The organism is Dyadobacter sp. UC 10, assembly GCF_008369915.1.
Classification (GTDB): Bacteria; Bacteroidota; Bacteroidia; order Cytophagales; family Spirosomataceae; genus Dyadobacter.
Window position 1 is genome coordinate 5,423,782 of sequence record NZ_VSRN01000001.1, and the last position, 26,455, is coordinate 5,450,236.

At 48.1% G+C, this 26,455-nt stretch carries 20 protein-coding genes; 9 read left to right on the forward strand and 11 right to left on the reverse strand.

Annotation, left to right across the window (positions count from 1 at the left end):
- The first annotated feature begins 97 nt into the window (after positions 1-97).
- Genes FXO21_RS22435 through FXO21_RS22450 form a run of 4 tightly spaced genes read left to right on the forward strand, consistent with a single transcriptional unit; the run spans position 98 to position 7,374 of the window.
- A complete protein-coding gene (locus tag FXO21_RS22435; RefSeq protein ID WP_225865804.1) occupies positions 98-3,490 on the forward strand; it encodes a TonB-dependent receptor in 3,393 nt (1,130 codons plus the stop codon).
- A gap of 32 nt (positions 3,491-3,522) precedes the next feature.
- Positions 3,523-4,953, forward strand: coding sequence for a RagB/SusD family nutrient uptake outer membrane protein (locus FXO21_RS22440; RefSeq protein ID WP_149642178.1), 1,431 nt, complete (start codon positions 3,523-3,525; stop codon positions 4,951-4,953).
- Position 4,954: 1 nt separating this feature from the next.
- Positions 4,955-5,677 (forward strand): SGNH/GDSL hydrolase family protein, encoded by a 723-nt coding sequence (locus FXO21_RS22445; protein ID WP_149642179.1) that lies wholly within the window; start codon positions 4,955-4,957, stop codon positions 5,675-5,677.
- Positions 5,678-5,715: 38 nt separating this feature from the next.
- Complete coding sequence (locus FXO21_RS22450; protein ID WP_149642180.1) at positions 5,716-7,374, forward strand: FAD-dependent oxidoreductase; 1,659 nt, start codon at positions 5,716-5,718, stop codon at positions 7,372-7,374.
- Positions 7,375-7,727: 353 nt separating this feature from the next.
- Here the strand turns inward: FXO21_RS22450 and FXO21_RS22455 are convergent, their stop codons facing one another.
- A complete protein-coding gene (locus FXO21_RS22455; protein WP_149642181.1) occupies positions 7,728-8,543 on the reverse strand; it encodes an exosporium glycoprotein BclB-related protein in 816 nt (271 codons plus the stop codon).
- Between the two features lie 13 nt (positions 8,544-8,556).
- The gene (locus FXO21_RS22460) at positions 8,557-9,531 is read right to left on the reverse strand and encodes a T9SS type A sorting domain-containing protein (RefSeq protein WP_149642182.1); all 975 of its coding nucleotides are present in this window, start codon (positions 9,529-9,531) and stop codon (positions 8,557-8,559) included.
- A gap of 414 nt (positions 9,532-9,945) precedes the next feature.
- Here FXO21_RS22460 and FXO21_RS22465 point away from each other — a divergent pair, with 414 nt between their 5' ends.
- A complete protein-coding gene (locus FXO21_RS22465) occupies positions 9,946-10,407 on the forward strand; it encodes a cupin domain-containing protein (RefSeq protein WP_149642183.1) in 462 nt (153 codons plus the stop codon).
- 155 nt (positions 10,408-10,562) lie between these two features.
- Positions 10,563-10,787, forward strand: coding sequence for a hypothetical protein (locus FXO21_RS22470; protein ID WP_149642184.1), 225 nt, complete (start codon positions 10,563-10,565; stop codon positions 10,785-10,787).
- 253 nt (positions 10,788-11,040) lie between these two features.
- On the opposite strand, the gene FXO21_RS29155 is transcribed toward FXO21_RS22470, so the two are convergent.
- The 4 genes from FXO21_RS29155 to FXO21_RS22490 form a co-directional block, all read right to left on the reverse strand.
- Positions 11,041-11,721: a pentapeptide repeat-containing protein gene (locus FXO21_RS29155; protein WP_149642185.1), complete on the reverse strand. Its 681-nt coding sequence runs from the start codon at positions 11,719-11,721 to the stop codon at positions 11,041-11,043.
- Positions 11,703-12,629 (reverse strand): DUF6268 family outer membrane beta-barrel protein, encoded by a 927-nt coding sequence (locus FXO21_RS22480; protein ID WP_149642186.1) that lies wholly within the window; start codon positions 12,627-12,629, stop codon positions 11,703-11,705. The genes FXO21_RS29155 and FXO21_RS22480 overlap by 19 nt, the downstream gene beginning before the upstream one ends.
- 157 nt (positions 12,630-12,786) lie before the next feature.
- Positions 12,787-13,542, reverse strand: a complete 756-nt coding sequence (locus FXO21_RS22485) for a LytR/AlgR family response regulator transcription factor (protein ID WP_149642187.1) — start codon at positions 13,540-13,542, stop codon at positions 12,787-12,789.
- Positions 13,539-14,567, reverse strand: coding sequence for a sensor histidine kinase (locus FXO21_RS22490; protein ID WP_149642188.1), 1,029 nt, complete (start codon positions 14,565-14,567; stop codon positions 13,539-13,541). Before FXO21_RS22490 ends, FXO21_RS22485 begins: the two co-directional genes overlap by 4 nt.
- A 117-nt stretch (positions 14,568-14,684) precedes the next feature.
- Between FXO21_RS22490 and FXO21_RS22495 the strand changes: the two genes are divergently transcribed.
- A complete protein-coding gene (locus FXO21_RS22495; protein ID WP_225865806.1) occupies positions 14,685-14,861 on the forward strand; it encodes a cyclic nucleotide-binding domain-containing protein in 177 nt (58 codons plus the stop codon).
- Positions 14,862-14,936: 75 nt separating this feature from the next.
- On the opposite strand, the gene FXO21_RS22500 is transcribed toward FXO21_RS22495, so the two are convergent.
- Entirely contained in the window at positions 14,937-15,836 is a 900-nt protein-coding gene (locus tag FXO21_RS22500; protein ID WP_149642189.1) for a DMT family transporter, read from the reverse strand.
- A gap of 102 nt (positions 15,837-15,938) precedes the next feature.
- On the opposite strand from FXO21_RS22500, the gene FXO21_RS22505 reads away from it, so the two are divergent.
- Positions 15,939-17,366: an aminotransferase-like domain-containing protein gene (locus FXO21_RS22505; protein WP_149642190.1), complete on the forward strand. Its 1,428-nt coding sequence runs from the start codon at positions 15,939-15,941 to the stop codon at positions 17,364-17,366.
- Positions 17,367-17,378: 12 nt separating this feature from the next.
- On the opposite strand, the gene FXO21_RS22510 is transcribed toward FXO21_RS22505, so the two are convergent.
- Positions 17,379-17,825 carry an SRPBCC family protein gene (locus FXO21_RS22510; RefSeq protein WP_149642191.1) on the reverse strand — a complete coding sequence of 149 codons (447 nt, stop codon included), beginning with the start codon at positions 17,823-17,825 and terminating at the stop codon, positions 17,379-17,381.
- Positions 17,826-17,972: 147 nt separating this feature from the next.
- Between FXO21_RS22510 and FXO21_RS22515 the strand changes: the two genes are divergently transcribed.
- Positions 17,973-18,947, forward strand: coding sequence for a GlxA family transcriptional regulator (locus FXO21_RS22515; protein WP_149642192.1), 975 nt, complete (start codon positions 17,973-17,975; stop codon positions 18,945-18,947).
- Here FXO21_RS22515 and FXO21_RS22520 read toward each other — a convergent pair.
- From FXO21_RS22520 to FXO21_RS22530, 3 genes are read right to left on the reverse strand one after another with little or no spacing between them, the layout of a single operon-like run.
- Positions 18,940-21,282, reverse strand: a complete 2,343-nt coding sequence (locus tag FXO21_RS22520) for an alpha/beta fold hydrolase (RefSeq protein ID WP_149642193.1) — start codon at positions 21,280-21,282, stop codon at positions 18,940-18,942. The two genes, FXO21_RS22515 and FXO21_RS22520, sit on opposite strands and share 8 nt — an antisense overlap.
- Positions 21,283-21,329: 47 nt before the next feature.
- Positions 21,330-22,850 (reverse strand): RagB/SusD family nutrient uptake outer membrane protein, encoded by a 1,521-nt coding sequence (locus tag FXO21_RS22525; protein WP_149642194.1) that lies wholly within the window; start codon positions 22,848-22,850, stop codon positions 21,330-21,332.
- A 21-nt stretch (positions 22,851-22,871) separates the two neighbouring features.
- Complete coding sequence (locus FXO21_RS22530) at positions 22,872-25,967, reverse strand: SusC/RagA family TonB-linked outer membrane protein (protein ID WP_149642195.1); 3,096 nt, start codon at positions 25,965-25,967, stop codon at positions 22,872-22,874.
- Positions 25,968-26,455: the final 488 nt, after the last annotated feature.

The window sequence follows — 26,455 nt, forward strand, 5'->3', positions numbered from 1 at the left end:
CTCCGAAATATCCCCGATTGGTTCGTCGCCATTTCCTCCTGTGAAGGAGGCAGGGATTATTTTGCCAGATTTTCAATCTTACAAAACAATCAAATCTATGAAAAAACCCTTTAAATACCGCTGGGTATTACTTTGGACGATGCGAATAACAATTACACAGCTGATGCTTGCGATCATGTTTATGGGTGCAGGGTATGCGCACGACAGTCATGGACAATCTCTTCTTTCTCAAAAAATTACCGTTTCTGCCAACGGCAGCGAAATCCGGAAAGTCCTTACACAGCTGGAAAAACAAGTCGACGTCCGATTTGTGTTCAGCTCAACACTTATCAAATCCACCCGAAGAGTAACTGTAAATGCTAGTGATAGGCCACTTTACGAAGTCCTGGATGAAATTTTGACACCGCTCGATCTTCAATACGAAATCTCAGGCAAAATCATAATACTGAAAAGGCTGGACGCTCCGGGAATGGAAATGCCGGCTGAGAGAAAAGGTGTCAAAAGGCAGGTGTCTGGGAAGATATCGGATGAAAATAATCAGCCGCTCCCTGGGGTAAGCGTAGTGATCAAAGGCACACAAACCGGCACGACCACCAATGTGGAAGGTGTTTTTCAATTGAATGTCGAAAGCGACGATGCGGTACTGGTGCTCAGTTTCGTGGGTTATGTGACTAAAGAAGTGCCTGTGGGCACTCAGAGTGCGATCAATGTAAGTATGGCGCCGGAAGATCAATCCCTTCAGGAAGTGGTAGTCGTCGGTTATGGTTCGGTAAAGAAAAGTGATCTCACAGGTTCCGTATCGACCATTCCTGTTGATGAGATCAAAAAAGTAGCGGTGACTTCGATGGATCAGGCTTTGCAAGGCCGGGCGGCAGGGGTGCAGATCACGCAAAATTCAGGCGCACCAGGCGGTGCAACGACAATTCGTATACGCGGAGGAAACTCGATCCAGGGCGACAATGAACCGCTTTATGTGATCGATGGTATCCCATTTAAAAATGACGCGTCCAACAGCGGCTCGAACTTCAACGTGCTAAGTACGCTCAACCCGAGCGACATTGAGTCGATGACGATTCTGAAGGATGCTTCTTCTACCGCCATCTATGGTTCAAGAGGAGCAAATGGCGTGGTGATCATCACTACAAAAAGAGGGAAGGCGGGCAGATCAACAGTTACCCTGGACGCTTTCTATGGCGTGCAAACAGTTCGTCGCAAGTATCCTGTACTGAATGCGCGGGAATATGCTCAGTTTGTAAACGATGCCAATACCAATGAGGGCCGCAACCCGGTTTATACTGCTCAGCAGGTGGAAGCATTCGGCGAAGGCACCGACTGGCAGGACGAGATCTTCCGCAGCGCACCAACGTACAATTATCAGCTTTCCATGAGCGGCGGAGATGACAAAACGCAATACGCACTTTCCGGGGGCTATTATAAGCAGGAAGGTATCGTTACCAACTCGGACTTCGACCGTTATTCCTTCCGTGTAAACCTGGACAGAAAGCTGACAAACAAGATCAAGGTAGGCAACAGCCTGACCGTCAACCGTACTGTTACCAACCAGTCACGCACTGATGGTGACCTGGGCAGCGCTGGCCTTGTCACGATGGCCGCCCTTCAGTTCCCTTCGATCCTGCCTGTATACAATCCGGACGGATCCTACCTGATGAACCACCCCGCTTTGAATTTTACAGCTGATAACCCGGCTGCGCTGGCGCGGGAAAGCAAAAACAAGAATACAGCCTACCGTGTGTTCGGGAATATTTTCGGTGAATATCAGATCATCGAGGGGCTGAACCTGAGAGTTGTTCTTGGTATTGATGGTATTATGCAGAAGCAGGATAGCTACCTGCCCAGAAGCGTTTCGAGTGGCTTGTCGCAGGGTGGAGTGGGTAGAATTAATAACGGACAGTCGATTACCTGGCTGAACGAGAACCTTTTGACCTACACCAAAAATTTTAACAAACTGCATAACCTGACTTTGCTGGTAGGCTATACACAGCAGGCCAACCGCACTGAAAACAGTTCTGCGGCTTCGCGGAATTTTGTGAATGACAATTTGGGTACAGGCAACATTGGGTCCGGTTCTGTCGCTTTGATACCGTCGTCGGGCATTGGTACCTGGGGACTGGAATCTTATCTGGGGCGCGTGAATTATGAGTTTAATGAAAAATACCTTTTGACAGCATCCTTCCGTGCGGACGGTTCTTCCCGCTTCGGTGCTAACAAGCGTTATGGTTTCTTCCCGTCGGTTGCATTGGCATGGCGTGCTTCGGAGGAACCCTTTATTAAAAACATTCAGTCCATCAGTGAATTGAAAGTACGGGCCACGATCGGTTCTACGGGAAACCAGGATGGGATTGGTAACTATCCGGCTTATTCGCTGCTGGGAACACAGAATTATGTATTTGGAAACAATGTATCGACGGGTATAGGGCCTAACCAGATTGCGAATCCGGACCTTTCTTGGGAAACTACCACGCAATCGGACATTGGTATCGACCTCAGCCTTTTCAGGAACCGTCTGAGCTTTACAGCCGACGCTTATATCAAACGCACCCGCGACCTGCTCCTGAGTGTAACGATTCCGAGCACTTCCGGTTTTTCCAGCGCCATCCAAAATCTTGGAAAGGTTGAAAACAGGGGAATCGAGCTGAGTATCACGTCTTACAATATCGATGGTGCATTCAAGTGGAAAACCGATTTCAATTATGCATTGAACCGCAACAAAGTACTTGACATTGGTGGTGCGCCGCAGATCTTTGCAGGTGGGGTTGCCAATATTGCGCAGAATGTCAATTCGGGCATTATCCGGGTAGGGGAGCCGCTTGGATCGTTTTTTGGTTACCAAACCGATGGACTTTACCAGCGCGAAGAGGAGCTCAAAGCACTCGTGGATGCGAACGCCCGCAAAATAGGTGACCGCAAATACAAGGACCTGAACGCTGATGGCCGGATCGACGACAACGACCGTACCATAATAGGTCGTGCACAGCCCAAATTTATCGGTGGTATCAGCAATACATTTTCGTACAAAGGCATTGACCTGACTGTCTTTTTCCAGGGTGTTTATGGGAATCAGATCCTCAATGCAAACCGCTTCGAACTTGAATACCTGAACGGAACCAACAACCAAAGCCGCGATATGCTCAACCGCTGGACACCGGAAAATACCAATACGGATATTCCGAGAGCTTCAACCACGCGCCCTGCCAACCGTATTTCGACACGCCAGATTGAAGACGGTTCGTACCTGCGCCTGAAAAATATCCAGCTTGCCTACACATTGCCGGCAACCGCGACGAAAGCATTGCATTTGCAAGGCGTGCGTTTCTACGTTTCCGCGCAGAACTATCTGACCTGGACGAAATACTCGGGTTATGATCCGGAGGTGAACCGCTTCGGTCAGGACAGCCGCAGCCAGGGCTTCGATTATGCGAGTTACCCGGCAGCCAAAACATTGATTTTTGGTTTGAATGTAGGTTTTTAAGAAGTTCAAAAGCATTTTAAAGCAGAATCAACATGAAGAAAATAGTAGTATTTCTGGTAACACTGTCGGTCGTATCGTCGTGCAACGTCCTTGACCAGGTACCCGAATCAGCATTTACTCCAACCAATTTCTATAAAAATTCAGATGACGCCATCGCTGCAGTCAGCTCTGTGTATGACCAATTGAACACCTCGGACCTGTATAACCAGGTGATGTGGATTGTTCAGGACCAGGCCACGGACGATGCGGAATGGGGCGGCGGACGCTCTACTGCGAACCAGGCGAAAAACGATCTAGACAAATACACGTTTACGCCGGCTACCAGCACATTTCAGTCGACGTGGACCGCGCAGTACAAAGCTATCAACCGGGCAAATGCGGCGATCGAGCGTATTCCCGCGATTACAATGGACGCTGCATTGCAGGACCGCCTGATCGCGGAAGCCAAGTTTATGCGCGCGTTTTACTATTTCACATTGGTGCGATTCTTCGGGGATGTGCCGCTGACACTGACGGAAACCACTTCGCTGACTGACCTGCAAATAGCGAGAACACCGAAGGAGGAAGTGTATGCCCAAATCATCAAGGATTTCACCGAAGCGGAAGCGGTACTTCCGGCTACCTACTCGGGTGCGGACCGCGGACGCGCGACCAAGGGAGCAGCGACGGCCTTTCTGGCAAAAGTATACCTTACCCGTCAGGATTGGACAAAAGCAGCTGCGAAGGCAAAAGAGGTAATCGACTCAGGCATTTATGATCTGTGGGCTACTTATCCCGAAGCATTCGCGATTGCCAATAAAAACGGGAAAGAAGCGGTATTTGAAGTGCAGGCACTCGGAGGCGGGTTCGGTGAGGGAAGCTGGATGCAGGGTTATATGCGCCCGAACTTTGACCGCGTCAATAACATTTCCGGCTTCGGCGACGACCCGGTTACCAAAAACCTTTACGAAACCTACACCGCTGCTGACAAGCGCCGGGACGTGAACATCCGCATTTATTCGGCCACAACTACGCCGGCAGCTCCCGCGAGCGTTGATTTTCCAGGCTATGTGTACAAATACCTGGATCCGTCGGCCACTGCAAATGGAGAAGGCAGTAACAATTTCCCGGTAATCCGCTATGCCGACGTACTCCTGATGTATGCGGAGGCGCTCAACGAGCTGGGTGCTGGAAATGCCGAAGCATTTGCAGCCGTGAACAAAATCCGCGCACGCGCCGGACTGGCGGCGCTTCCGGCATCTCTCAGCCAGGCTGCATTTCGCGATGCAATTTTGCTGGAAAGAAGGCTGGAGCTGGCTTTCGAGGGGCACCGCTGGTATGACCTTGTTCGCACCGGCAAGCTGGTGGCGGCGATTAAAGCGCAAAACCCGACGATCCAGGTTACGGAAAACCACCTGCTTTTGCCGATCCCGCAAACGGAACGCGACGTAAATCCAAACCTGACACAGAACCCCGGGTACTGATATGCATCGCAGACATTTTTTGCATACCGCATTTGCGTTACCGGCCATAGCCCTGGCCGGTAATGCGATGCCGGTACAATCAGCAGCCGGGGAACCGTTCATTATCAACGCGGGAGTGGGAGGGAACAATACGGTTGACCTGCTTGCGAGAATTGAAAAAGACTGTCTCTCGCACAAGCCGGATTTCACAATCCTGATGATTGGTACCAACGATATGAACAGCCGCAAACACATTCCACTGCCGGAGTTTGAACAAAATCTGCGGAAGATTATCGGGATGATCACCGGCTCGGGCAGCCAGGTGTTGCTGATGACCATTTTACCGGGATACGAACCTTATCTTTTCACACGTCACCCAAAGGCATTTTACGAGCCCGACGGTTATCAGTCCAGACTGACGAAGGTAAATGCGACGATTAAGTATGTAGCAGAAGAATTAAAACTGCATTTTCTGGATCTGCATCACGTCTTCGACAAAGTGGGCAATGTGGGCGAAGATGCCGGCAGCCTGATCCAGAATATTGCCAACAGCAATAAAAACGACGGTATTCACCCTACGTCCGACGGTTATCGGACCATTGCTGTGGCAGTTTACGAAAAGCTGGTCTCGATCAATGCACCTTACAGGAGGCTCGTCTGCTTTGGTGACAGCATTACCAATGGCGGAGGAGAGGTGGAAGGCAGCAGCTACCCGGCGCGCCTGAAAAAGCTGCTCGGCTATTAATGCGCGTGCTCTTAGCTATTTAACACAAATCAGAATTTATGTTTTCGAAAATAAAAATAATACGATCGGTGATACTGGTCTGTATCCTTTTCACAGGAATACGGACGTCCACTTTTTCACAATCTTTTGAGGCTGATGTGATCGTTTACGGGGGAACTTCGGCAGCTGTTACGGCAGCTATGCAGGTGGTTCAATCCGGAAAAACCGTTTTGGTCGTTTCTCCCGACAAGCATCTGGGCGGGCTTTCGTCCGGCGGGCTGGGCTTTACCGACACCGGCGACAAATCGGTTATCGGCGGATTGGCGCGCGAGTTCTATCATCGTGTATACATGCGATACGACAAGCCTGAAACCTGGAAATGGCAAAAGAAAGAGGAATACGGTAACAAAGGCCAGGGGACACCCGCGATGGATGGGGCCGAGCGTACCATGTGGATTTTTGAACCACACGTGGCAGAGCAGGTTTTTGAGGATTTTGTAAAGGAAAACAAAATTAAAATATACCGCGAAGAGTGGCTCGACCGCAGCAAAGCTGGGGTTCAGAAAAACAAGGGCCGCATTACTTCATTGAAAACATTAAGCGGCAAAACTTTCAAAGGTAAAATGTTCATCGACGCTACCTATGAAGGGGATTTGATGGCTGCTGCCGAAGTAAAATACCACGTGGGCCGGGAAGCGAACAGTGTTTACAATGAAAAATGGAATGGTATCCAGGCGGGTGTATTTCAGCATAACCATTATTTCCAGAAAAATATAAGTCCCTACAAGGTAGAAGGTGATCCAAAGAGCGGACTGTTGCCTTATGTTTCGGATGAAAAAATAGGCAAAAACGGCGATGGTGATAATAAAATCCAGGCCTATTGCTTCCGTATGTGCCTGTCATCTCACCCCGATAACCGCATTGCTTTCACCAAGCCGGAAGGTTACGATCCTGCCAAATATGAGCTGCTGGCGCGCGTTTACAAAGCAGGCTGGACAGAGACGTTCAAAAAATACGATCCTATTCCCAACCGGAAGACAGATACCAATAACCACGGCCCGTTCAGCACCGATTTCATTGGTCAGAACTACGATTATCCCGAGGCTACTTACGAGCGTCGCAAAGAAATTATCAGGGAGCACGAGCTTTATCAGAAAGGCCTGATGTACTTCATCGCCAATGATCCGGCTGTTCCGGCTGACGTGCGTGCGGAAGCCAGTAAATGGGGATTGCCAAAAGATGAATTCAAAGACAATGGCGGCTGGCCGCACCAGATTTATGTCCGTGAAGCCCGGCGCATGATTGGCCACGGCGTAATGACTGAAAATGAAACGTTGGGCAAAAAAGCGGTATCGGAACCCATCGGCATGGGCTCGTATGCGCTGGACGCCCATAATGCGCAGCGTTATGTCAAGGAAGATGGTTTTGTACAGAATGAAGGTGATATCGGCGTGCATCCAAAGCAACCTTACAGCATTTCGTATGCGTCCATCATCCCTAAAAAAGCTGAATGCGAAAATTTGCTGGTGCCGGTCTGTTTGTCAAGCTCACACATTGCCTACGGTTCGATCCGGATGGAGCCTGTGTTCATGATTTTAGGGCAAAGTGCGGCCACAGCGGCAGTGCAGGCGATAGACCGCAAAGTGGCAGTGCAGGACATAGATTACGCCAAACTGAAAACGCAACTGTTGAAGGACAAACAAAAGCTGGAACTCTGATCGGGTACTGCCAAAGTTCCCCGAACATTTTTTCCGCAACTTCCTTTCTTTCAATCATCACAGGGGTTGTGGCAAAAAATGTGTATTTGCACCTCGACTCCAACACGTTTCCAAATCTTCAAAAGCCCGCAAATCATTGATTTGCGGGCTTTTGAAGATTTGGCGCTATATGACAAATTCTTAAAATTTAACAAAAGCGAAGGGGTGAATTAGAGATTGAAAAGCGCTCAGGAATCAGTTTCGAATTCGCCCCTGTTGATCACCAATAACTGAAATTGAAACAGGATGTACATCTAACGGGCATCCTGATTTCGAGCTAGTGACAAGGACTTATTCCAAAGCCTTTATTCATATTAATTGATATTTATACCCGCACTGGCAAAACCGGCGAGCGTATTGACTAGTGAAATTCCGTTAGCATCGGCTGAAAACACCAGCATGATGCGCTGGCCCGCAGTTACCGGGATATTTAAACCTGACAAATTGCCTTCGGCAATGCTTCCTATTGATATTATCCCTGAAAAGGAGGGCGAAAGGGCAGCAGATGGGCCGATCGGAGTGAAGGAATTGCTGCCCGGTTGGGCCACATACAATTCTGCTCTGAGATTAATATCTGTGCCAAGGAGCGCCAATGCTAAACTATTGCTGAAAAAAGCATACAGGCTCGTGATCGTGCCATTGCGGGGAACCGAAAATGCAACGTTGTTCAACATGGTGGCATCGACTAAGCCGCCAGAGACGTTGACGCCGGTGACACTGTTGCCAAATCCCAAAGCGGTGGACGTTCCCGCTAAACCGTTGCCCAGCGTAGTAATCACAGCCGGAGTGCCCGATGCAAAGGGGATAATGGTCCCCCCTGTCGCAGGTGCCTCTGTTTTCAGCGGAGTCCATTCGCTGCCTGTATAATAGTAAAAACCAGCAGCTCCGTTGGTCTGATAAACGAGCAAGCCTGTTGCAGGATCACTGATTCCAGCCCGCTCTGTATCCAGCATCCGGGGAATCAGCACACCTTTGGAAGTAGACTGGACTTCGAGCTGTGCTGTCGGGTGCGGCGAGGTGGTCCCTACCCCGACTTGTGCTTGCGCATGGAGGGAGAATAGTGCTAATATGCAGGCAGTTATAGCACTATTAATGCCGAAAAATGTCTTGAAAGTATATTTATGTACCATTTAGATTAAGTTTTTATTGTTTAACGACTTTAACTGTTTCGCTGCCTCCATCCCGTTTTTTTACCTGAATGAGATAAGTTCCAGATGGAAATTCCTGCATGTCGACGTCGCTCACAGGTTGTAAACGGGAGGATTTGTAAAATTCCCGCCCTGAGATATCGAACACGCTGATACTCGCAGCTTCTTGCAGTTTTGAAATGTCAACCTGTAATTTGTCCTCCACCGGGTTGGGATAGGCCGTCACCATTTCCGAATGTTCGTTCCTTAAATTGCGGATCGCGCTGTAAGCAAAACTACCATCCAGATCCACCATTTTGAGCCGGTAATAATTGGTTCCGCTCCGCAGGACGTCTTTAAAGGAATAGCGTTTCAGTGTTTTGCTGTTAGCGGCAGATTCCACCGATCCCAGTATATTCCACCTTTTTGCATCGTTGCTTTGCTGGATTTCGAAGAAACTGCTGTTCACTTCTGACGTGGTTTGCCACTGCAGCACTGCCTCGTTTTCAGCTTTTGTTACATCAAATGAAACCAGCATTACCGGCAATGCACCTTCCTGCGCTGCGGTAACCGAAGCGAAACTGGTCAGAACCGGCAGATCATTGGCAACATAATGCTGGTTTACATCCACAAAGCTATTGAGCGTAGTCACAAATGATGCCGTTCCATAAGAAAGCTGTAGTGTGCTTTCAGTGTTTCCATTCAATTGTGCCGGAAGAAAAAAGAAACCTACATTGCCCACGAAATTAACGGGTTCATTAAAATTGTACACCTTGGCAATACTGGCAGGAGAACCGCTAATGGGTGTGGGCGAAATGGTTAGCGTCCTGGAAGCAATGGTAAAATCCGCCGTAGGGTTGAGGGTCAGGCCGTCAATAGCGACTTGTGTGTTTTCGACCACATGAAATCCAACGGATCCTGCCGCAAACTGGCCAAAAGCTGCAACAGAAGGGAGTAGTGCCAGCTGGCAAAAAAGCAAATAACGTTTCATAAAGTTCATTAATTAATTTTATAGAAGTAATTCAATAAGTAAGGCGATCAATAGAAGTTAATACTACTTAGTAATGCAGTTTTTTAAGAGTATTCAGCAGTCATGCGGTTGCCGGGTCAATTTGTCGTCTTAGATGTCCAGTGGCCAGATGATAAACTGGCGGATAGCATTTGCGTGGGAGCTAAGTGAGCTAGTTTGGTGCTGCCGAAAATTGTAGCCATTGGCCGGAACCTGATCGATTTCGTCAAAGAAGGTTAACCAGGAGCAATGGCGGCAGGGGACAGATATCGGCTGCTATGTAAAGCCAATTCAGTGCGGTCGGGCAAATCGGACTACCCGTTTTAATCGATTTGGACTACTTTACAGATTGTTGGTTAATTAGTTTTGCAAGGGTTTTACTTTAATCACTACGATATGTACCTTAAATCTTTCCGCAGCATCCTACTAGGTTTTGCCGTTGGGATGCTGTCCAGCTCCTATGTAACAGCCCAGCATCAACACCCCGCCGAAACGGTAAAAAGTGCGAACCCGCTTACATTTAGCCCGGTTTTAAATGAATACCTGGGAGACCCCGATCTCAAAAGCTACAAATGGGAATCACAGCTCATGACCGTAACTCCCGGTGGTACGGATACCGTCGCGCACCGCCACGATGCAGAAGTTTTTGGATATATCATCGAAGGAAAACTGGAAGTTGGTCTGAATAAAGAGACGCCAAAGACCTTCACGGCCGGACAAATGTTTCATGAAAAGCGAAATGTCCTGCATTCTTTCACGCGCAATCCGGATATGATGAATCCCACCAAAGTCCTGTTGATTTTTGTTATCAAAGATGGCAGGGCTGGCTATACCAGGGAGTATCCTCCCAAAAAATAGGCAGCAGCCCGGCATGGATTTGCAGGCCCCTTCGCAGCATCCTGCCAGCCGCATGTGGTTTCCGCCGCTCCTATTGGTGCCGATTAATCATGCAATGCGTCCTTTGGCTCTGTCGGCAGGGTATATTACCGCAGGCGCAAAATAAACCTTAATCAATGGAAAAAATCAACATTACAATTTTTGAAACTCTGCCTGGCGGAAACGAGTTGGCGCACCCAATTTCGCTGCCGGAATATCTACTGCCTCAGGTAGGTGACGAGCTGTACCTTGCGATTGAGCCTCCCCTGACCAGGCTCAAAATCACGAGCAAACGTATAGTTTGCTTGAAAGATGATCAATACCACATCGCTTACACAGCCGATCGAGTAGAGGAAAAATAAATAATGTCCGATTCGGCGGGTCATTTTTTTTCTCTCTCAATTGATATTATTTTGACATTTATTTAGATTAAGGTAAGATTGCTTCCGGTTGCTACTTCGAGTCCAAAAGAATAATAAACACCCAAAAACGGGTTTATTAAATGATAAGCTGAGGCTAGAAGATTAAGTATCCAAATCACATCCCCTCATGGGTAAATTCGTAATCACAAAGACGGAGAATTCCAGTGCGATCTGAAACCTGGTGACGGCGAGATTATTTTAACGAGTAAGGCATCAGCATGTCCAGTATCTGTTCACAATATGAATGGGACTCATCGACCTTGATGTCAAACGTATTCAATAGCCCTCTGATGTTCAGGTGCGAAAATGAAGCGTTTTTGATGCGGTTAAGCCTCGGGTCGATATTGAAGTTGTATGCCGATTTGAAATCAGCCTCGTCTAAAATCGTACTTTCAAATCTTGCCTCAGAAAGATCACAATTGTCAAATGAAGATGCGGTCAGATCAGCTCCAATAAAACTGGCATTGCACAGCGTACAATTGTTGAATGTGGTCATAACCATTCGCATGCTTGCAAAATTAGAATAGTCCAGAACACACCGGAAGAACATAAAGGATGACATAGAAGTGTTACACGTTGAAAAATCGACTCCAACGATCTCACATTCATTGAATACGGCATCCCGAAACCCGGAACCCCGAAGATCGGCATATGATAGATCGCAGTTTGTGAATTGGCAGTTGATAAATTCACTGCTACTTAAATCCGAGTTACTAAATCGGCAATTCTCGAAATTACAGTTGAAAAACTGCTGATTGCTCAAATCGGATTTAACGTCTGGAATAGCAATGAAGCAGACATTCTGATGTGGCTTCTCACCAAGATTTCGATACATATGCTGTTTGTTCTGTGAAATCATAGCTTGAAATTCCATTTTAAGCCTACGGACGCATATGGAGACGCAGAAAAGTAGTAATCATTACTGGAAGCAAACATTCCCTTTAAGGTTCTGTCGGTATATGCAGCTGGCCGGTACAGATTCAGACCGACCATGGCAGTCGCCGTCAATCCGGTCTTACCGAGCTTTACCTCGGGACGCAGCCCGGTGACAATGTATTGGTGCGAGAAAATGACATTTTTACCCTCTTTTTCGAGCAGGGCCATTTGTCCGTTCATTTCAAATGCCCAAGAAAGTTTCAGGTTGTCATTGAACTTGTAACTGGCTGCGACATCCAGGCCATCATTCAATTCGGCGCTGATATTAAACTTCCCCTGGTGTTTCCAGTTCAGATAGATGGCAGGAAATAACATCGGATAACCCAGGGAACTGTTCAATGCCAAACCGCCACCGACTGCCAGGTTCGGTTTCAAATGCCGGATAAAAACAACACCGGCACTCCCAAGCATATTCTTAAATCTGATTTTGGAAAAATCGGTGGAAGGAGTAAATACACCCATTCCCAGACCGGCCCTGACCGACCATTTCTCGTTTAGCGGCCGTAGGTGGTAAATGCCCAATTGCAGGTTCATGATCTTTGAAACCATCTCGCTGCTAAATTTCTCGTTGCTGAGCGAGGCGTAAGCACCGCTAAGGCTTACGCCCCAGGCGGTGGGGCGGTTGTTTTCGGTCATTTTCATGGACAGCGGAATATTCACCGCGCCCTGGTACACAATGGAAGACCCCTTGCTGTCACCTATCTTTTCTTTCGGTTTGTCCCCGTTTGGCAGAAACCAGTAACCCGAATTACCGATGAGCTCTGTTTTAAAAGAGACTTGCTGCGCGTTTGTTTTCAGGCAAAATAAGGATCCGAGCATTGCTGCAAATAATGATGCTGATTTCATGAATTAGATTTTTGCTGGCGTTTACATTTGTTTCATTTCTCAGCAAAAGTGAGCTGAACAAGGCAACAGCGAAAGGCATAAACCACCGGGTTCAGAATCAGCAGGGCGAAATGCAGAATAAGGAGAATGGAATTTTCGAGTGCTCGTTATTTGTCATCTATTCCAGCACGTCGTCCATCCATTTGAGAAAGTCCGGAACGCGTACCCGGCTCACCAGCACTTCATGCGGGCAGGCGGGTGAAAATGAAAGCTGCAAGCGACTATTGAAATATTTGGCTACATTTTCGATCGCCTTAACATTGCCGATGCAGTTTCGGGACACGCGAAAAAAGAGCTGGCGGTCGAGCTGCTGCTCAATTTGGTCAAGCGTGTAATTAACGATGTACCGCCTGTCGCTGAATGCATGCAGGAAGACCACTCCGTCCTCGCTGTAAAAATGAGCGATATCGGTCGTTTCTATGTAATGATAGTTTTCTCCTTTCGAAATCAGGAAACGGTTTTTCTTGCTGGTTGGCAATAGCTGTTTAAAGCGCTCAAAATTCGATTGGTATGAATGGTTATGGAAGATGTTCTCGAATTTGATCAGTGCCGATTCCAGCTCAGTTTCCTCGAAAGGTTTTAGCAGGTAATCGATGCTGTTTAATTTGAAGGCCTTGATCGCATGTTCATCATAGGCAGTCGTGAATATGACCGGAGTTGTTACCTCCACGTGGTTGAATATCTCAAAGCAACTGCCGTCGGCGAGCCTGATATCCATCAGGATCAAATCAACCTCTGATGTTTTGAGGAATGCTATAGTATCAATGACGGTCTTGGTCTGCTTTTCCAAAACGTATCCTGGACGCAATGCGGTCATCATGCGTTTCAGTTCTTCGGCTGCAAACCGCTCATCTTCTACAATCAGGTATTTCATGACTGAACATAAGGGACTTTAACGATGAACTGATTGCCGGTATGCTCCACGATGATTTCCTTACCTTTTAACTGATATTGCTTTTTCAGGTATTTCAGTCCGATACCGCTTTTGTCTGTGTTGCTGGATGGCTGTACCTGATTTTCCACTGTAATATATTCGCGTCCGATCGTAATTTGTATACCGAGCGGCGATTCTTCGGTCGCAACATTGTGCTTGAACACATTCTCCAGGAGAAGCTGCATGGTAAGAGGCACAATCTTGTTGTTTTCAAATGCGCCTGATTTGTGAACCTCAAAGGTGAAAGCGTTTTCAAACCGCATCTGCATCAGGAAAATATACGAGTCAAGCGCTTCCATTTCTTCTGCGACTGTCACTGCACTTTGCTGGTGAAGGGAAAGCACATAGCGGTAGCTTCGTGAAAGCGCCTTGGTGAATTTGTTGGCATTCTGCGGGTTCAGGTAAATGAGTGAAGCGAGCACATTGAGTGAATTGAACAAAAAATGTGGGTTTATCTGTGCTTTTAATGCCTCGTGCTGAAATAACAATACTTCGCGTTTCGCCTTTTCCGAGTCGGCGATGGCCTGTTGTTCGGACCGGAAATAATAAATCAGCTCAAAGACCAGCAGTATGGGCGCGTTGGTGAGCATTCCCAAAGCAAATTTGGTTGTAAACGAGGGCAGTCCCGCCGGGGGAATAAGAAGTATGTTGTAGATCATAAAATCGAAAACCCAAAGCAGCGTCAGACTTATTAAGATCAGCCCGGCAAGATCGGCGATGACGCGGAACAGTATGTTTTTGGAATAAGGTAGATGCTTGTTCAGGAAAACCAGCAGGCTGTAATCCGCCATACACATCGTCAAGACAACAATATAGTGGGCCGTCAGCTGCACGGCAAACTTTTCCCATAAATCGTCCTCCATTACAATGTTACTCAGCAACATCTGACACAATGCATAGAGCAGCGAGGAAAAAATGAAAATGAATACGTGGTTTACTCTAAGACCCGTTACTTGGCGCATCATTGGCTTCGGAATCGATGAAGTTAGAAAAGTAGAATATTACCACCAGACCGTAGCCAAGTCTCCGGATTTTTCTGATGAACTTCATCATTGGAGCAATGAATTTTAGTACGACATCACTTGATCGGGTTCTACGGTCGGTATGCCCAGACGCGCACTGAGGAGTTTGTCTTTTTCTCTCATGAAGAACGTTACCTGAGGCTGCTGGAAGAACACCCGAATATTGTAGAGCGCATCCCCGCATATCACATTTCGTCTTTTCTAGGCATCACCAATCCATCGTTGAGCAGGATATGAAAACGTATTAAGAAATAATGCTTTCAGCTGATTTTTGGCAAAAATAATCCGATAAGCACCTGATAACAAACTACTTCACTTGGTGAATTTCCTGGAACCGGCGACACACAGAATAACCCCGGCAGTAACGAAAAGCATATTGCTGTCTACTTTTTCTCCAAGCAAAGTCGCTGCCAATGCCAGTCCAAAGAACGGTTGCAGCAATTGTAATTGTCCCACGGCCGCGATGCCTCCCTGCGCAAGTCCGCGGTACCAGAATATAAAACCGATCAGCATACTGAACAGCGTGACATACGCCAGACCGATCCAGGCGGGAGCGGAAATCAGTTCGAGTGATGAAGGCATTAAAAAGAACATCAGCGGCGCCGTAAATGGCATTGAAATCACCAATGCCCACGATATAACCTGCCAGCCTCCCAGCGTTTTCGAAAGTTTTGCACCCTCGGCATAACCTAGTCCGCACAGAATTATCGCTAATAGCATCAGTAAATCACCTTTTGGCGAAGCCGAAATACCCTGCGCAAAGGCAAAGCCGACTACGAGTAAACTTCCCAGGATTGAAAACAGCCAGAAAGCCGGATGCGGGCGGTCGCTGCCACGCAGTACACCAAATATTGCGGTACAAAGAGGTAGCAAACCAATGAAAACCATGGAGTGAGCCGAAGTAACGTATTGCAAGGCCAGTGCCGATAAAAGCGGATACCCGACTACCACACCCAGCGCGACGATCATCAATGGGAAGATCTGCTGCCGGATCGGGCGTTTTTCTTTGTAAATGAACAAAATGGAAAGTCCCAACAGTCCGGCAATGGCGGCGCGCGCCACTGTCAGGAATATAGGATCGAAATCCAGGATAGCCATTTTCGTGGCCGGTAGCGAGCCGCTGAATATCAACACGCCCAAAAGTCCGTTCACCCAGCCCGACAAGCTGCTTTCCTTTGAATTGTAAGGGAGAGATTTACTGGTGCTTTCCATAATGCAGATGCCTTTTATTGATTTCAGGCAAAATTAAGTACGCAGTACAGGCAGACACAGTACCAGTTTTGTGTATTTCAATGGGTACAGTTATATTTATGCATGAACAAAGACTTCCTATACACCGAAATTGCAAGAGGTATCGCGAACCAGATCTCGACAGGCGTTTTGAAGGCGGGTGACAAACTGCCTTCCGTGCGGGTTTTGTGCCGCGAATACGGGATCAGCATGAACACAGCCAAACGCGTTTTTCTGGAACTGGAATCGCTGTCGCTGGTGAATTCCAAGCCGCAAACCGGCTATTACGTAAGTCTGCGGCCGCATGCCAAACTCCCGTTACCGGCAGTGAGCCGGCCGTCGGCTGTTGCCAGCACGCAGGGGCCCGACGAGCTCCTGGATAAGGTGTACGCGAATATGGGAAGCAAGGATTTTACACTGTTTTCAATTGCAGTCCCGTCTGCGGATCTGTTGCCGCTTGAAAAACTGTCCAGAGAAGTCTCGGCTGCTACACGTGGACTTCACGGGAATGGAGTGGCATACGAATCTGTGCAGGGTAATGTCAAGTTGCGGAGAATGGTCGCAATCCGCTCGCTGGGGTGGGGTGGTAGCCTCCATGAAGACGACCTGATCACGACCAATGGCGCGATGAACGCACTTTCTTTTTGTTTAATGGCCGCAGGGAAGCCCGGCGATACCATCGCGATGGAAAGTCCCTGCTTTCCCGGCACGCTGCAACTCGCAACCGGTCTTGGCTTTAAAGTGCTCGAAATGCCTACACACCCTGTCACCGGACTGGAAATTGACGCATTGAAGCAGGTACTTCCTAAAATTGACCTTTGTCTTTTAGTCCCTAACTTCAATACGCCGCTGGGCAGCTGCATGCCCGAGGAAAACAAAGAGGAGGTAGTCGCGCTGCTCGCAAAGCACAACATCCCGCTCATTGAAGATGATATTTACGGAGATCTGTTTTTCGGTTCTCAACGCCCGAAATGTTGTAAAGCTTTTGACACAGAAGGAAATGTACTATGGTGCAGTTCTGTTTCAAAAACGTTGGCACCCGGCTATCGCGTGGGCTGGATTGCACCCGGCAAGTACAAGGATAAAATATTGAAGCTGAAACTTGTGCATTCCATTTCATCTCCCGCGATCGCACAGGAAGCGGTCGGCAACTTTTTGAATAACGGTAAATACGAAACGCACCTGCGGCAACTCCGCCGGACATTGCGGGACAATTATCAAAAATACGTCCGCACAATAGCCGAGCACTTTCCGGAGGGAACAAAAACGAGCAGGCCCCAGGGCGGACTTTCCCTCTGGGTAGAGTTTGATAAAAGGATCGATACCGCGAAACTCTACGATTACGCCATCAAACACCAGATCAGCATTGCTCCCGGACGCATGTTTACCTTACAGAGCCAGTTTGAAAATTGTGTCCGGCTCTGCTTCGGAATGCAGTGGAATGCGCAAATTGAGTCCAGTCTTAAACATCTGGGCACGCTCGCAAAAGCCATGTTACCGGGGCGGGACTGAATGGGCTTTTTCCTAATTCCAGTTGTCTATCTTGATATCGTTAGGGTGGGGATTGCCTTTTCCGTCTTCCATCAGGGATTTTAAGCTCATCAGAAAAATAGCCCATTTGGTGCTGCAATGGTGCATGAATTCTACGGGCTGCTCCCAGTTGCTGTGTTTGAAAAGTAGGATGACGTAGTCGCCGTCCAATTTCAATTCAAAGCTGACAGTCGTGCCAACCCATTCCGCCGGGCCTTTTATTACCTCCCATTGGACAAGGCCTGGCTCTTCAAGCTTGCTTACTTCCATATCAAATCCATCATTCCCGAATCTGAATGCGATGATGTTGCCGATCTGGCTTCCGTCCCCTTGGGTATCGTTTGTCCACCAATCCGCGAGTTCCGACTCCGTAGTTAGTGCTCGATAAACGTCTTGTAAAGACGACGACTTAATTCCGACTCTGTGAAGAATATCTGCCATTGCTGCTGGTTTATAAGGTTTTAGATGATTGCCTGACTGTAAATGTTACGACAAAAGTACACCGTTCCCAGCTTAGGATTGTAGTGCGAAATGGACAATCTCACGGGTTGATTTGGACAGTTTGTGTTCCTATCTTGCATTAAAAAAATGAAGAAAATCACCATACTTGTCCCGAGCGGCCAGAATAATTTGAGCAGTATCATCGGTGCTTATAAGGTGCTTACAAGAGCAAATACCTACTATCAGGAAAAGCACAATACCTGCTTATACCAGATTGAACTGGCGGGATTAGCCAAACAGGTTGACTTTCACGATGGGTTATTTTCTGTAAGGCCTCATATCCATATTTCTGAAATAGCGAAGACAAACCTCATTATCATTCCCTCTTTAAATCACCAGTTCCGGCGTGCAATCGATGAAAATGAAGACTTGATCCGCTGGCTGCAAACCCAATATCAAGGTGGTGCAGAGGTCGCTAGCATTTGTACCGGCGCTTTTTTGCTGGCTGCGTCAGGTTTGATAAACGGAAAAACCTGCTCCACGCACTGGGCTTTTGTGGATGCGTTCAAAACAATGTTCCCGCAGATCGACGTGCAGGCCGACAGATTGATTACGGATGAAAATGGCATCTACACAAATGGCGGCGCGTTTTCGTTTCTCAACTTACTGGTTTACCTGGTCGAAAAATATTTTGACAGGCAAACAGCCATATTTTGTTCCAAAGTATTTCAGATCGATATAGACAGGGTGAGCCAATCTCCCTTTATCATCTTTGCCGGACAGAAGTCTCACGACGATGAGATAGTGAGGCAGGCCCAGGTTTACATTGAAAATAACTTTCAGAACAAAGTTTCCATTGTTGATCTGGCGGGGAAGTTCGCTGTCGGAAGACGGAATTTTGATCGCAGATTTATCAAAGCAACCGGCAACACGCCCATTGAATACATACAACGCGTGAGAATAGAATCTGCCAAAAAATCTTTCGAAGTCGGCTGCAAAAACATCAAAGAGGTAATGTATGACTCCGGCTATTCTGATATGAAAGCATTCCGACAGGTTTTCAGACAAGTTACCGGAATGTCGCCACTGGAATACCGGTCAAGATATAGCAAGGTCAGTTAGAATTGCGCCTGGCGGGTATATTGTTAAAAAAGGTTGTAATCCGATCATAAAATGACTCAGAAATCCGGTTGATATCAACTGGATATTCAGTCTGCAAGTTTCCCGCCTGCCCGTGCATTTCGTAAGCCTTTTTCGCCGTGGAAAGGTTTTCCTTCACAGCCGGAATGTTGCTATACCTGTCCAGAACCGGCGCGAAAACAAGAAGGGGCCTCGGGGCAATACTGGAAATGAGCTCGGGATAATCCAGAATGGAATTGGCGGGTTTGTCAGCGAACCAGCCTAATTTAGGAAGCAAACCATGTGAATGTGAAAGGGTTCTGATGCTTTCATACCGGCTATCGGAGGTGCGTAGCGGCGAGAATGCGGCAACTGTGACCAGCCCCGCCACTCTGTTGTCCTTCGCTGCCGTGAACAAAGCTACCTGTCCCCCGAGCGTATTCCCTAGCAGGAATATCCTGTCTTTATCAATGTTCTCGAAGCTTTCCAGGGCATCAATGCAAGCACGGGTATCGCTAACCATTTTCCCCATTTTCGACCATTCCGGATACCTTGAATAAAAATGCTGCGCTTCCTCCATGCGTGTTCCGAAGCCGAACAAATCAATGGCCATCACAGCAAAACCTTTGTCTGTCAGCGATTGAAAAAGCCTGCTGTTTCCTTGTCGCTCGGGCGAATAACCGTGTGCAAATCCGTGCGCATACGCGTATTCATGCAGGTAAATGACGACCGGTATTTTTCCATTCAAGCCCGTTTTCTTGTTTCCTGCTGCATCAGTTGGGTAATAGATGGTAGCAGGTAAGTGATCGCCAATGGCGGTGTAGGGGCCAATGTGTTCTGTTTTCGTGTTTTTGACAACCGGCCTGCCGGTGATTCTGTCAATCCAGTCAATGCGGGACGGATCTGTGGGAGCTACTACTGCGGGTTTCACACCGGAAGGTTCTTTTCCCAAAAGCCAGTCAATGCGCTCCTTTATTTTGTCGTCCTGCTCTTTACGTTTTCCCGGATCCTCATAGCTTTTGTAATAAACGGGTTCCATTGACAAAGCTGCTTGCTTTTCCGCGGCATGGTCCGTCGCCCATTTTTCAAAATCATAATCAAAGTTCAAGCTGGTAGTCCAGGATATATTGTTCCTTTTGAAGCTTGCATCCAAAAAATCAATGCATTTCTCCACGTCTCTTGCGGCAACTGCATGTTCGCCCATTCTGGCCGAAAGTGCGATGTTATTTTCAACGCCCATTAAAGTAAATACCTTCCTTGCCGAGTGATAGGTTTGCTCGTTTACCCAGGGGTTCAGCTGCTGTTCAACAGTTGAATATTGAAAAAGAATGTGTCGCGGTGCCATCAATGCAACGAGTAAGTTCTGATCGACCGGCAACTTATCTTCTCTGCCAAAGAAAAAGCGGAGTCTGGGATGAAACCAGTGCGCTGCATTGGAGGCAATATCATCGAGCGTCTGATTTACATACTGCGGATCGCTCATACGAAAAGGTGTAATGCCGCCCGTGCCGCAGCTGCTGGCAACCACTGCCGCAATGCGATCGTCGAAAGCCCCGGCCCAAAGTGCCTGCTTGCCGTTACGCGAATGCCCGGTGATTGCAATTTGTTTCGGATTAATTTCTTTTCTCGTGACCAGGTAGTCGATCACCCGTGAGGCACCCCAGGCGCGGCGCATTAGTGCTGTAAAATCGTACCCGGGGTAGAGCGACTGGTAAGCCTGGGTATCGTCTTTGCCGTCGGCTCCGGCGTATACGCAGGCTACATAGCCGCGCCTGAGTGCCAGTTGGGCCCAGTTCCGGTGCGTCCATGGCGTCAGGTACACAGGAAACGGACCTTTACCTGCGGGTATCATCAGTTCAAAAGTCATTTTGGCCTGATATCCCGGGGCAAACGACAATTCTATCATTTGAATTTTTGTAGAACCTTCCCGGCGTTCGTCGAGGATCTTAACCTTAAAGTGTGCCGGCGCTGGCGGGCGCATTCCGGATACCCAGTATTGATATTGTTCTTTGATCCAGCTGCGCCGTTGTTCCCACTCACTGCTTGTTTTAATCTGGTGCTTCCTGCCATCTTTCTCAAAAACCAGCGGCTCGGGCAAAAAGGGGTAGGAGGGCATTTGCTCAAAGTCGGGAGGTAGCTCGCCCGTTCTTTTTTGCCAATCCATCCACGTACTGTCCAGTACCGTCACCCGCCGACTGATCGGGTGACGGTGGTCGGCAGGCTGGTTGATCAGAAGCGATTCCCGCAGATATTGCCTTCGTCTTTCCTCGCCGGTCTGACCATGCGCGTGGAGAGCAAAAACAACCAGTAGCGAAACGATTTGATACTTCTTGATCATGGTAAAAATGGTTTAGGACATTCTAAGTGTATTCAGCCGGCGTTTTTTTAAAAGGTATAATGCGGATTTTGTTCCAGTGCTTTGTTCTTATCCCAGGCTTCACGCGGAATCGGGAAAAGGATAGGCACTGTGCTTAACCATGGTTTTTTATCAATTTCCAGCTCAGCGACATTCGGCCGGTTGGCTTTTACAAAGGAAACAAAGCGACCTCTGCGGTTCAGGTCCGAGAATGCGCCGACAGGCTCCCAGATAAACTCCATTCTTCTTTCATAAAATATAGCGTCTAAAACAGCTTCTTTACTGAGCGTGAGCGGTTTCGCTGTCAGTCCTGCGCGGCTTCTGATGCGGTTCACCAGCTCCATCGCTTTCTGAGGCTGGCCGGTTTCATTCAATGCTTCCGCGTAATTGAGCAACACTTCGGCAAAACGGAGGATCGGCGTATTCACGCCACTATTGGTCAGCGCGGGAGCTTCCCAGTATTTGGTTACAATGTACCCGGTCCTTGACCAGCCAGCAGGTACATTGGCCGGCATCACAAATGCACTGATATCCTGATGCGCTTCGCCCGGTCCGATGATCACGTCCCAATAGCGGCTGTCCTTTATTTTTCCTGAAGGATCCTTTTCAAATGCATTTACCCAATGTTTTTGAGGAACAAAATTACTCCACGCCGCACTTCCAGTATAAGCTGCCGGCGCTCCCCGTGGGGCAGTTCTTTTGACAAGATTGTTACCCTCTGCGTCAACAGAAGTACGGAACTGCGTTGAAAATAAAAGCTCTTTGTTGTTCTCATTGGTTTCCCGGAACACATCACGGAACTTCGGTAGCAGGTCGTGCGCGTTCGTGGCCAGGATTTCTTCACTGTATTTGACCGCGTCTGTCCATTTTTGCTGCCAGAGCGCAGCTTTTACAAGGTATCCCAATGCGGCGGTTTTAGTAACTCTGCCTTTGTTTGCATCGTTCCAGGTAGCTGGCAACACGGCTGCGGCCTCTTTCAGATCAGCTTCAATCAGCGCCCAAACCTCCGCGGCGGAAGACCTTGGGATTTCCAGATTGGAGGACGCATTCAGTTCTTCGGTAATCAGCGGAACGCCGCCCCAATAGCTGACCAGCCGGTAATAGAACAGACTTCTGAGGAATTTGGCCTGTGCGATAATACCTGCTTTCACAGCAGGGTCCAGGTTCTCCATTTTGCCAACACGATTGATGACGATGTTGGCCCGGCCCACTCCCTGGTATGCGCCGGAGTATACATCCCGCAGAATGGTATTGTTGGAAGGAAGGCTCAGTGAATGGAGCTCAATGCGGTTGGCGCTTCCGTCCATCTCGTACATATCGCCTGCCATTGCCCACTCGATATCCGCCGCATCACGCACATTGCTAAACGTTTCCTCTCTTTGCAGGATCGCGTAAATTCCGGTCAGAGCAGCCTGCGCATCGGATTCCGTTAAAAAGAAGTTGGCATCAGTAAGTATATCCTGTGGTTTTAAAGTAAGAAAGCTGTCCCCGCACGAAACCAGGGAGAACGTTGCCACGAAAACGCAGATGTATTTTATGATTTGTCTCATCTTATTTGCTTTTTGAAGGATTTAGAAACTAAAATTAACACCCGCCATAAACGTCCTCGGCTGCGGATAAACGCCATTGTCAACCCCTGATTGCAGCGGGTTTGTACTGCCTATTTCGGGGTCGAAACCTGAGTACTTCGTAAAGGTGAACAGGTTTTGCGCACTCAGATAAAAGCGTGCTCCCTGAAAAACCTTCGTTTTGCTGACCAGCGTTTGAGGAATACGATAGCCAAGTGTAATGTTCCTGATACGCATATAGTCGCCGTCTTCTACATAAAATGAAGAACTGTTGGCATAGTTACCATTTGCGTCGACGTAAGCCAGGCGGGGGATTTCGTTATTGCCGCTTCCCGGAGTCCACCGGTTCAGCACTTCGCGTGAACCATTCACAACCCCGGATCCTCCGAAGTATTTCAAAGGATAAATCGCAAACTTATTGGAATGGAAAATCTGGTTACCGGCTACGCCCTGAAACATCACATTCAAGTCAAAACCTTTGTAGGTGAAATCGAAGTTCATTCCATAAGTAAGGGTAGGCCAGGGGCTTCCCAGTTTCACACGATCGGCATCCGAGAGCTGGTTATCTCCATTGATATCCCTGTACCTGAAATCACCTGCCACTGCATTGGGCTGTAAGGTCTTGTTCACTTCATCATTGGTCTGGTAAATCCCATCTACCACGTATCCGCGGAAATAGCCGATGGATTGCCCCACTTCGGTATAAGATGAGCTGATGCTGGTAAAACCAAGTGTCGGACCTGCAATGGGGCGGCCTACCCCGAGGCTGATCACTTCGTTTTTCAGCGTAGCCATATTCCCGCTCACGTCGTAAGTAAAGTCACCGATTTCACCCCTGTAACCCAGAAGCAGTTCAATACCACTGTTTCTTACCTGTCCGCCATTGACAGAAGGTGCTGTCTGGAAGCCTGCTTCGAAAGATACCGGCAGGCTTACCAGCATATCTTTGGTTGTTTTGATATAATAATCGGCAGTCAGGTAGAGGCGTTCGTTGAGAAAAGTAGCGTCTATCCCGAAATTGGTCTGCTCACTTGTCTCCCATTTCAGGTCGGGGTTCCCCGGGCGCGACATAGATGCTCCGATTTCGAGTGCCTGTCCGCTTCCCAGCACATAGTTGTCGTTTACTGTACCAAGGCGAATGCCGCTCAGGTAACCGAATGAACCGATTGCGTCATTACCCAGCTGTCCCCAGCTTGCGCGGAGTTTCAGTGAGCTTACCGCCCTCACATTTTTCATGAAAGCCTCCTCGGCAATGTTCCATCCTGCCGAAACAGACGGGAAGTTCCCCCATTTGTGGCTTGGGCCGAAGTTGGAGGAGCCGTCGCGGCGTACGCTGGCCGAAAGCAGATACTTTTCTTTAAAAGAATAGTTGACCCTAGCCAGGTAAGAGGCAAGTGTATAAAGCGATCCCGTTCCGGAGGCCCTGCGCTCGGTGTCTTTGCTGCCATTGACAACTTGTAATTGTTCGTTTTGGAAATCTCTCGCTGTGACACCGATCCAGTTTACATTGTTCTTTTGAGCAGTTTGGCCTACAACCGCCGAAATGCGGTGGTTAGAAAGCGACACTGAGTAAGACAGCGTATTTTCGAGCAGCCAGTTGAGCCCCTGAGAATAAGTCTCGCCCAAAATGGCTTGGAGGTTTCGGTAATGTCCCCTTTCAGCCTTTGGTTCCCAGGTAGTTGCGCGATTATTGTCTGTGTCAATCCCTACATTGGTTTTCCATTTCAGACCAGGCAGGATCTCAAATTCACCAAAAATATTACCGAACATCCGCAGGTTTCGCAGCTGGTTATCCATTGATTTTGCACGCAGGTAGGGATTGTCCCCCTGGGTTGTGTAATAGGCTGAGGATCCATTTACTACGTCTTCTTTACCGAGTGTTGGGTAAAATTGCTGCGCAAGGTTGAATATCCCGATCCGCATATCCTGATTTTGCTGTCCCTTTGCGCGCGAAACGGTAAAAGCCAGCGAACTGCCGAACCGCAATTTATCACTCACTTTCAGGTCACCGGTAATGCGGGCGCTGAACCTTTTGTGCCACGTTTCGATCAACGTACCTTGCTGGTCGCGGTAACCCAGGGACAAAGCGCCGGTGATTTTTTTGCTACCGCCGGAAATCCTGAGGTCGTAGTTCTGAACCGGCGCGGTTCTGAAAACCTGGTTGATCCAGTTGCTACCTTGTCCGAACGAGGCAGGATTGGCCCATTCCGGGTTCGGTGTCATACCCGAGTTGGTGTATAATTCATTGGCCAGCGTGGTAAATTCGGTGGCATTCAGGAATTCGGGTTTTCGCCACAGCTGCTGCATTCCCGTGTAGGCGTCGAGATTGATCCGGGTCGCACCGTCTTTTCCTCTTTTGGTAGTAATTAAAATAACCCCATTGGCGGCACGTGCGCCATAAATCGAAGCAGCGGCAGCGTCCTTTAACACCTCAATGGATTCGATGTCATTAGGATTGACAATGGAAAGTCCGTCAATGCGGTCGGAGCTGCCCGCAATATCCATTCCGCCGCCGCCAAGCGGAAAGCCGTCGACTACATACAACGGCTGGTTACCTCCTGTTGTGCCTACACCTCTTATCCTCACTGATGAGGAACCGCCGGGAGCGCCGCTGGTTTGGTTAATAGACACGCCCGGTATTTTGCCCTGCAATGCGCTTGTGAAGCTCCCGGTAGCTACTTTTTGGATTTCTTCTGCCTTCACAGAAGTGACTGAACCGGTAAGTTCGCTTCTCTTCTGCGTTCCGTAGCCGATCACGACGAGTTCGTCGAGTACGTTCGTGCCTGAGCGCATTAGTACCTCAATCGCTGTTTTGTTTCCCGGAGTAATCTCCTGTTTTTCATAACCGATGTAGGAAATAACAAGCGTTTCAGTAGCCGTGACGCCGATGCTGAATTTCCCTTCAACATCAGTTGCGCCGCCGCGAGTGGTGCCTTTTACTGCAATGTTGACGCCGGGAATGCCGGTTTTAGAAACGCTGTCTAAAACTGTGATCTTAATGTCCCGTGTGTCCTGTGCTATTGCGCCTGGAATCGCACAGGTGCTCAGGACAAAAAGCAAAATCACAGTAAGGCTGTGGTAAAGGTGTTTTAAATTCATAAAAAAACTAGTTAAGGGTTAGGTGATAATGCATTGTAAATCAAGGATCATAAAAAACGGTTACGTACCCGTAATCGATCGATAATGCTCAGTTGGGAGCACACTGTTGTCACTCGTGGAGCTTATAAATGTTTTAGGTTAAATTGTTCATGTAAACAGCGCACATAGAAGCATGTAGAAATACGTGTCGGGTACGTACCCGGTAAATTTACAAATATTATGAACATACCATTGAGATTTTCGGGAAAGTAAATATTTTATTTGTTGAATTGACGAGTTGATAGTATTAAAGACTGCATTTATGCGCATCTGCGTAATACGAGAAGCAGCAAATTTGCGCACTTGAAGCGCGTATAGTACGATCACCTCCCGGAACACCCGGAATATTGCCAATCTTTGACCTTGTGGGCACACCTCAGAAAACATAAAACCCTGCAAATGTTTGATTTGCAGGGTTTTGTTGAAATTGGATATGCCATCTAGTGCGC

What these genes read in the sequence shown, in the direction of transcription:
- FXO21_RS22435 (WP_225865804.1), top strand. Translation starts at nt 98, where the DNA reads ATGAAAAAACCCTTTAAATACCGCTGGGTATTACTTTGGACGATGCGA.
- FXO21_RS22440 (WP_149642178.1), top strand. Translation starts at nt 3,523, where the DNA reads ATGAAGAAAATAGTAGTATTTCTGGTAACACTGTCGGTCGTATCGTCG.
- FXO21_RS22445 (WP_149642179.1), top strand. Translation starts at nt 4,955, where the DNA reads ATGCATCGCAGACATTTTTTGCATACCGCATTTGCGTTACCGGCCATA.
- FXO21_RS22450 (WP_149642180.1), top strand. Translation starts at nt 5,716, where the DNA reads ATGTTTTCGAAAATAAAAATAATACGATCGGTGATACTGGTCTGTATC.
- FXO21_RS22455 (WP_149642181.1), bottom strand. Translation starts at nt 8,543, where the DNA reads ATGGTACATAAATATACTTTCAAGACATTTTTCGGCATTAATAGTGCT.
- FXO21_RS22460 (WP_149642182.1), bottom strand. Translation starts at nt 9,531, where the DNA reads ATGAAACGTTATTTGCTTTTTTGCCAGCTGGCACTACTCCCTTCTGTT.
- FXO21_RS22465 (WP_149642183.1), top strand. Translation starts at nt 9,946, where the DNA reads ATGTACCTTAAATCTTTCCGCAGCATCCTACTAGGTTTTGCCGTTGGG.
- FXO21_RS22470 (WP_149642184.1), top strand. Translation starts at nt 10,563, where the DNA reads ATGGAAAAAATCAACATTACAATTTTTGAAACTCTGCCTGGCGGAAAC.
- FXO21_RS29155 (WP_149642185.1), bottom strand. Translation starts at nt 11,721, where the DNA reads ATGGAATTTCAAGCTATGATTTCACAGAACAAACAGCATATGTATCGA.
- FXO21_RS22480 (WP_149642186.1), bottom strand. Translation starts at nt 12,629, where the DNA reads ATGAAATCAGCATCATTATTTGCAGCAATGCTCGGATCCTTATTTTGC.
- FXO21_RS22485 (WP_149642187.1), bottom strand. Translation starts at nt 13,542, where the DNA reads ATGAAATACCTGATTGTAGAAGATGAGCGGTTTGCAGCCGAAGAACTG.
- FXO21_RS22490 (WP_149642188.1), bottom strand. Translation starts at nt 14,567, where the DNA reads ATGATGCGCCAAGTAACGGGTCTTAGAGTAAACCACGTATTCATTTTC.
- FXO21_RS22500 (WP_149642189.1), bottom strand. Translation starts at nt 15,836, where the DNA reads ATGGAAAGCACCAGTAAATCTCTCCCTTACAATTCAAAGGAAAGCAGC.
- FXO21_RS22505 (WP_149642190.1), top strand. Translation starts at nt 15,939, where the DNA reads ATGAACAAAGACTTCCTATACACCGAAATTGCAAGAGGTATCGCGAAC.
- FXO21_RS22510 (WP_149642191.1), bottom strand. Translation starts at nt 17,825, where the DNA reads ATGGCAGATATTCTTCACAGAGTCGGAATTAAGTCGTCGTCTTTACAA.
- FXO21_RS22515 (WP_149642192.1), top strand. Translation starts at nt 17,973, where the DNA reads ATGAAGAAAATCACCATACTTGTCCCGAGCGGCCAGAATAATTTGAGC.
- FXO21_RS22520 (WP_149642193.1), bottom strand. Translation starts at nt 21,282, where the DNA reads ATGATCAAGAAGTATCAAATCGTTTCGCTACTGGTTGTTTTTGCTCTC.
- FXO21_RS22525 (WP_149642194.1), bottom strand. Translation starts at nt 22,850, where the DNA reads ATGAGACAAATCATAAAATACATCTGCGTTTTCGTGGCAACGTTCTCC.
- FXO21_RS22530 (WP_149642195.1), bottom strand. Translation starts at nt 25,967, where the DNA reads ATGAATTTAAAACACCTTTACCACAGCCTTACTGTGATTTTGCTTTTT.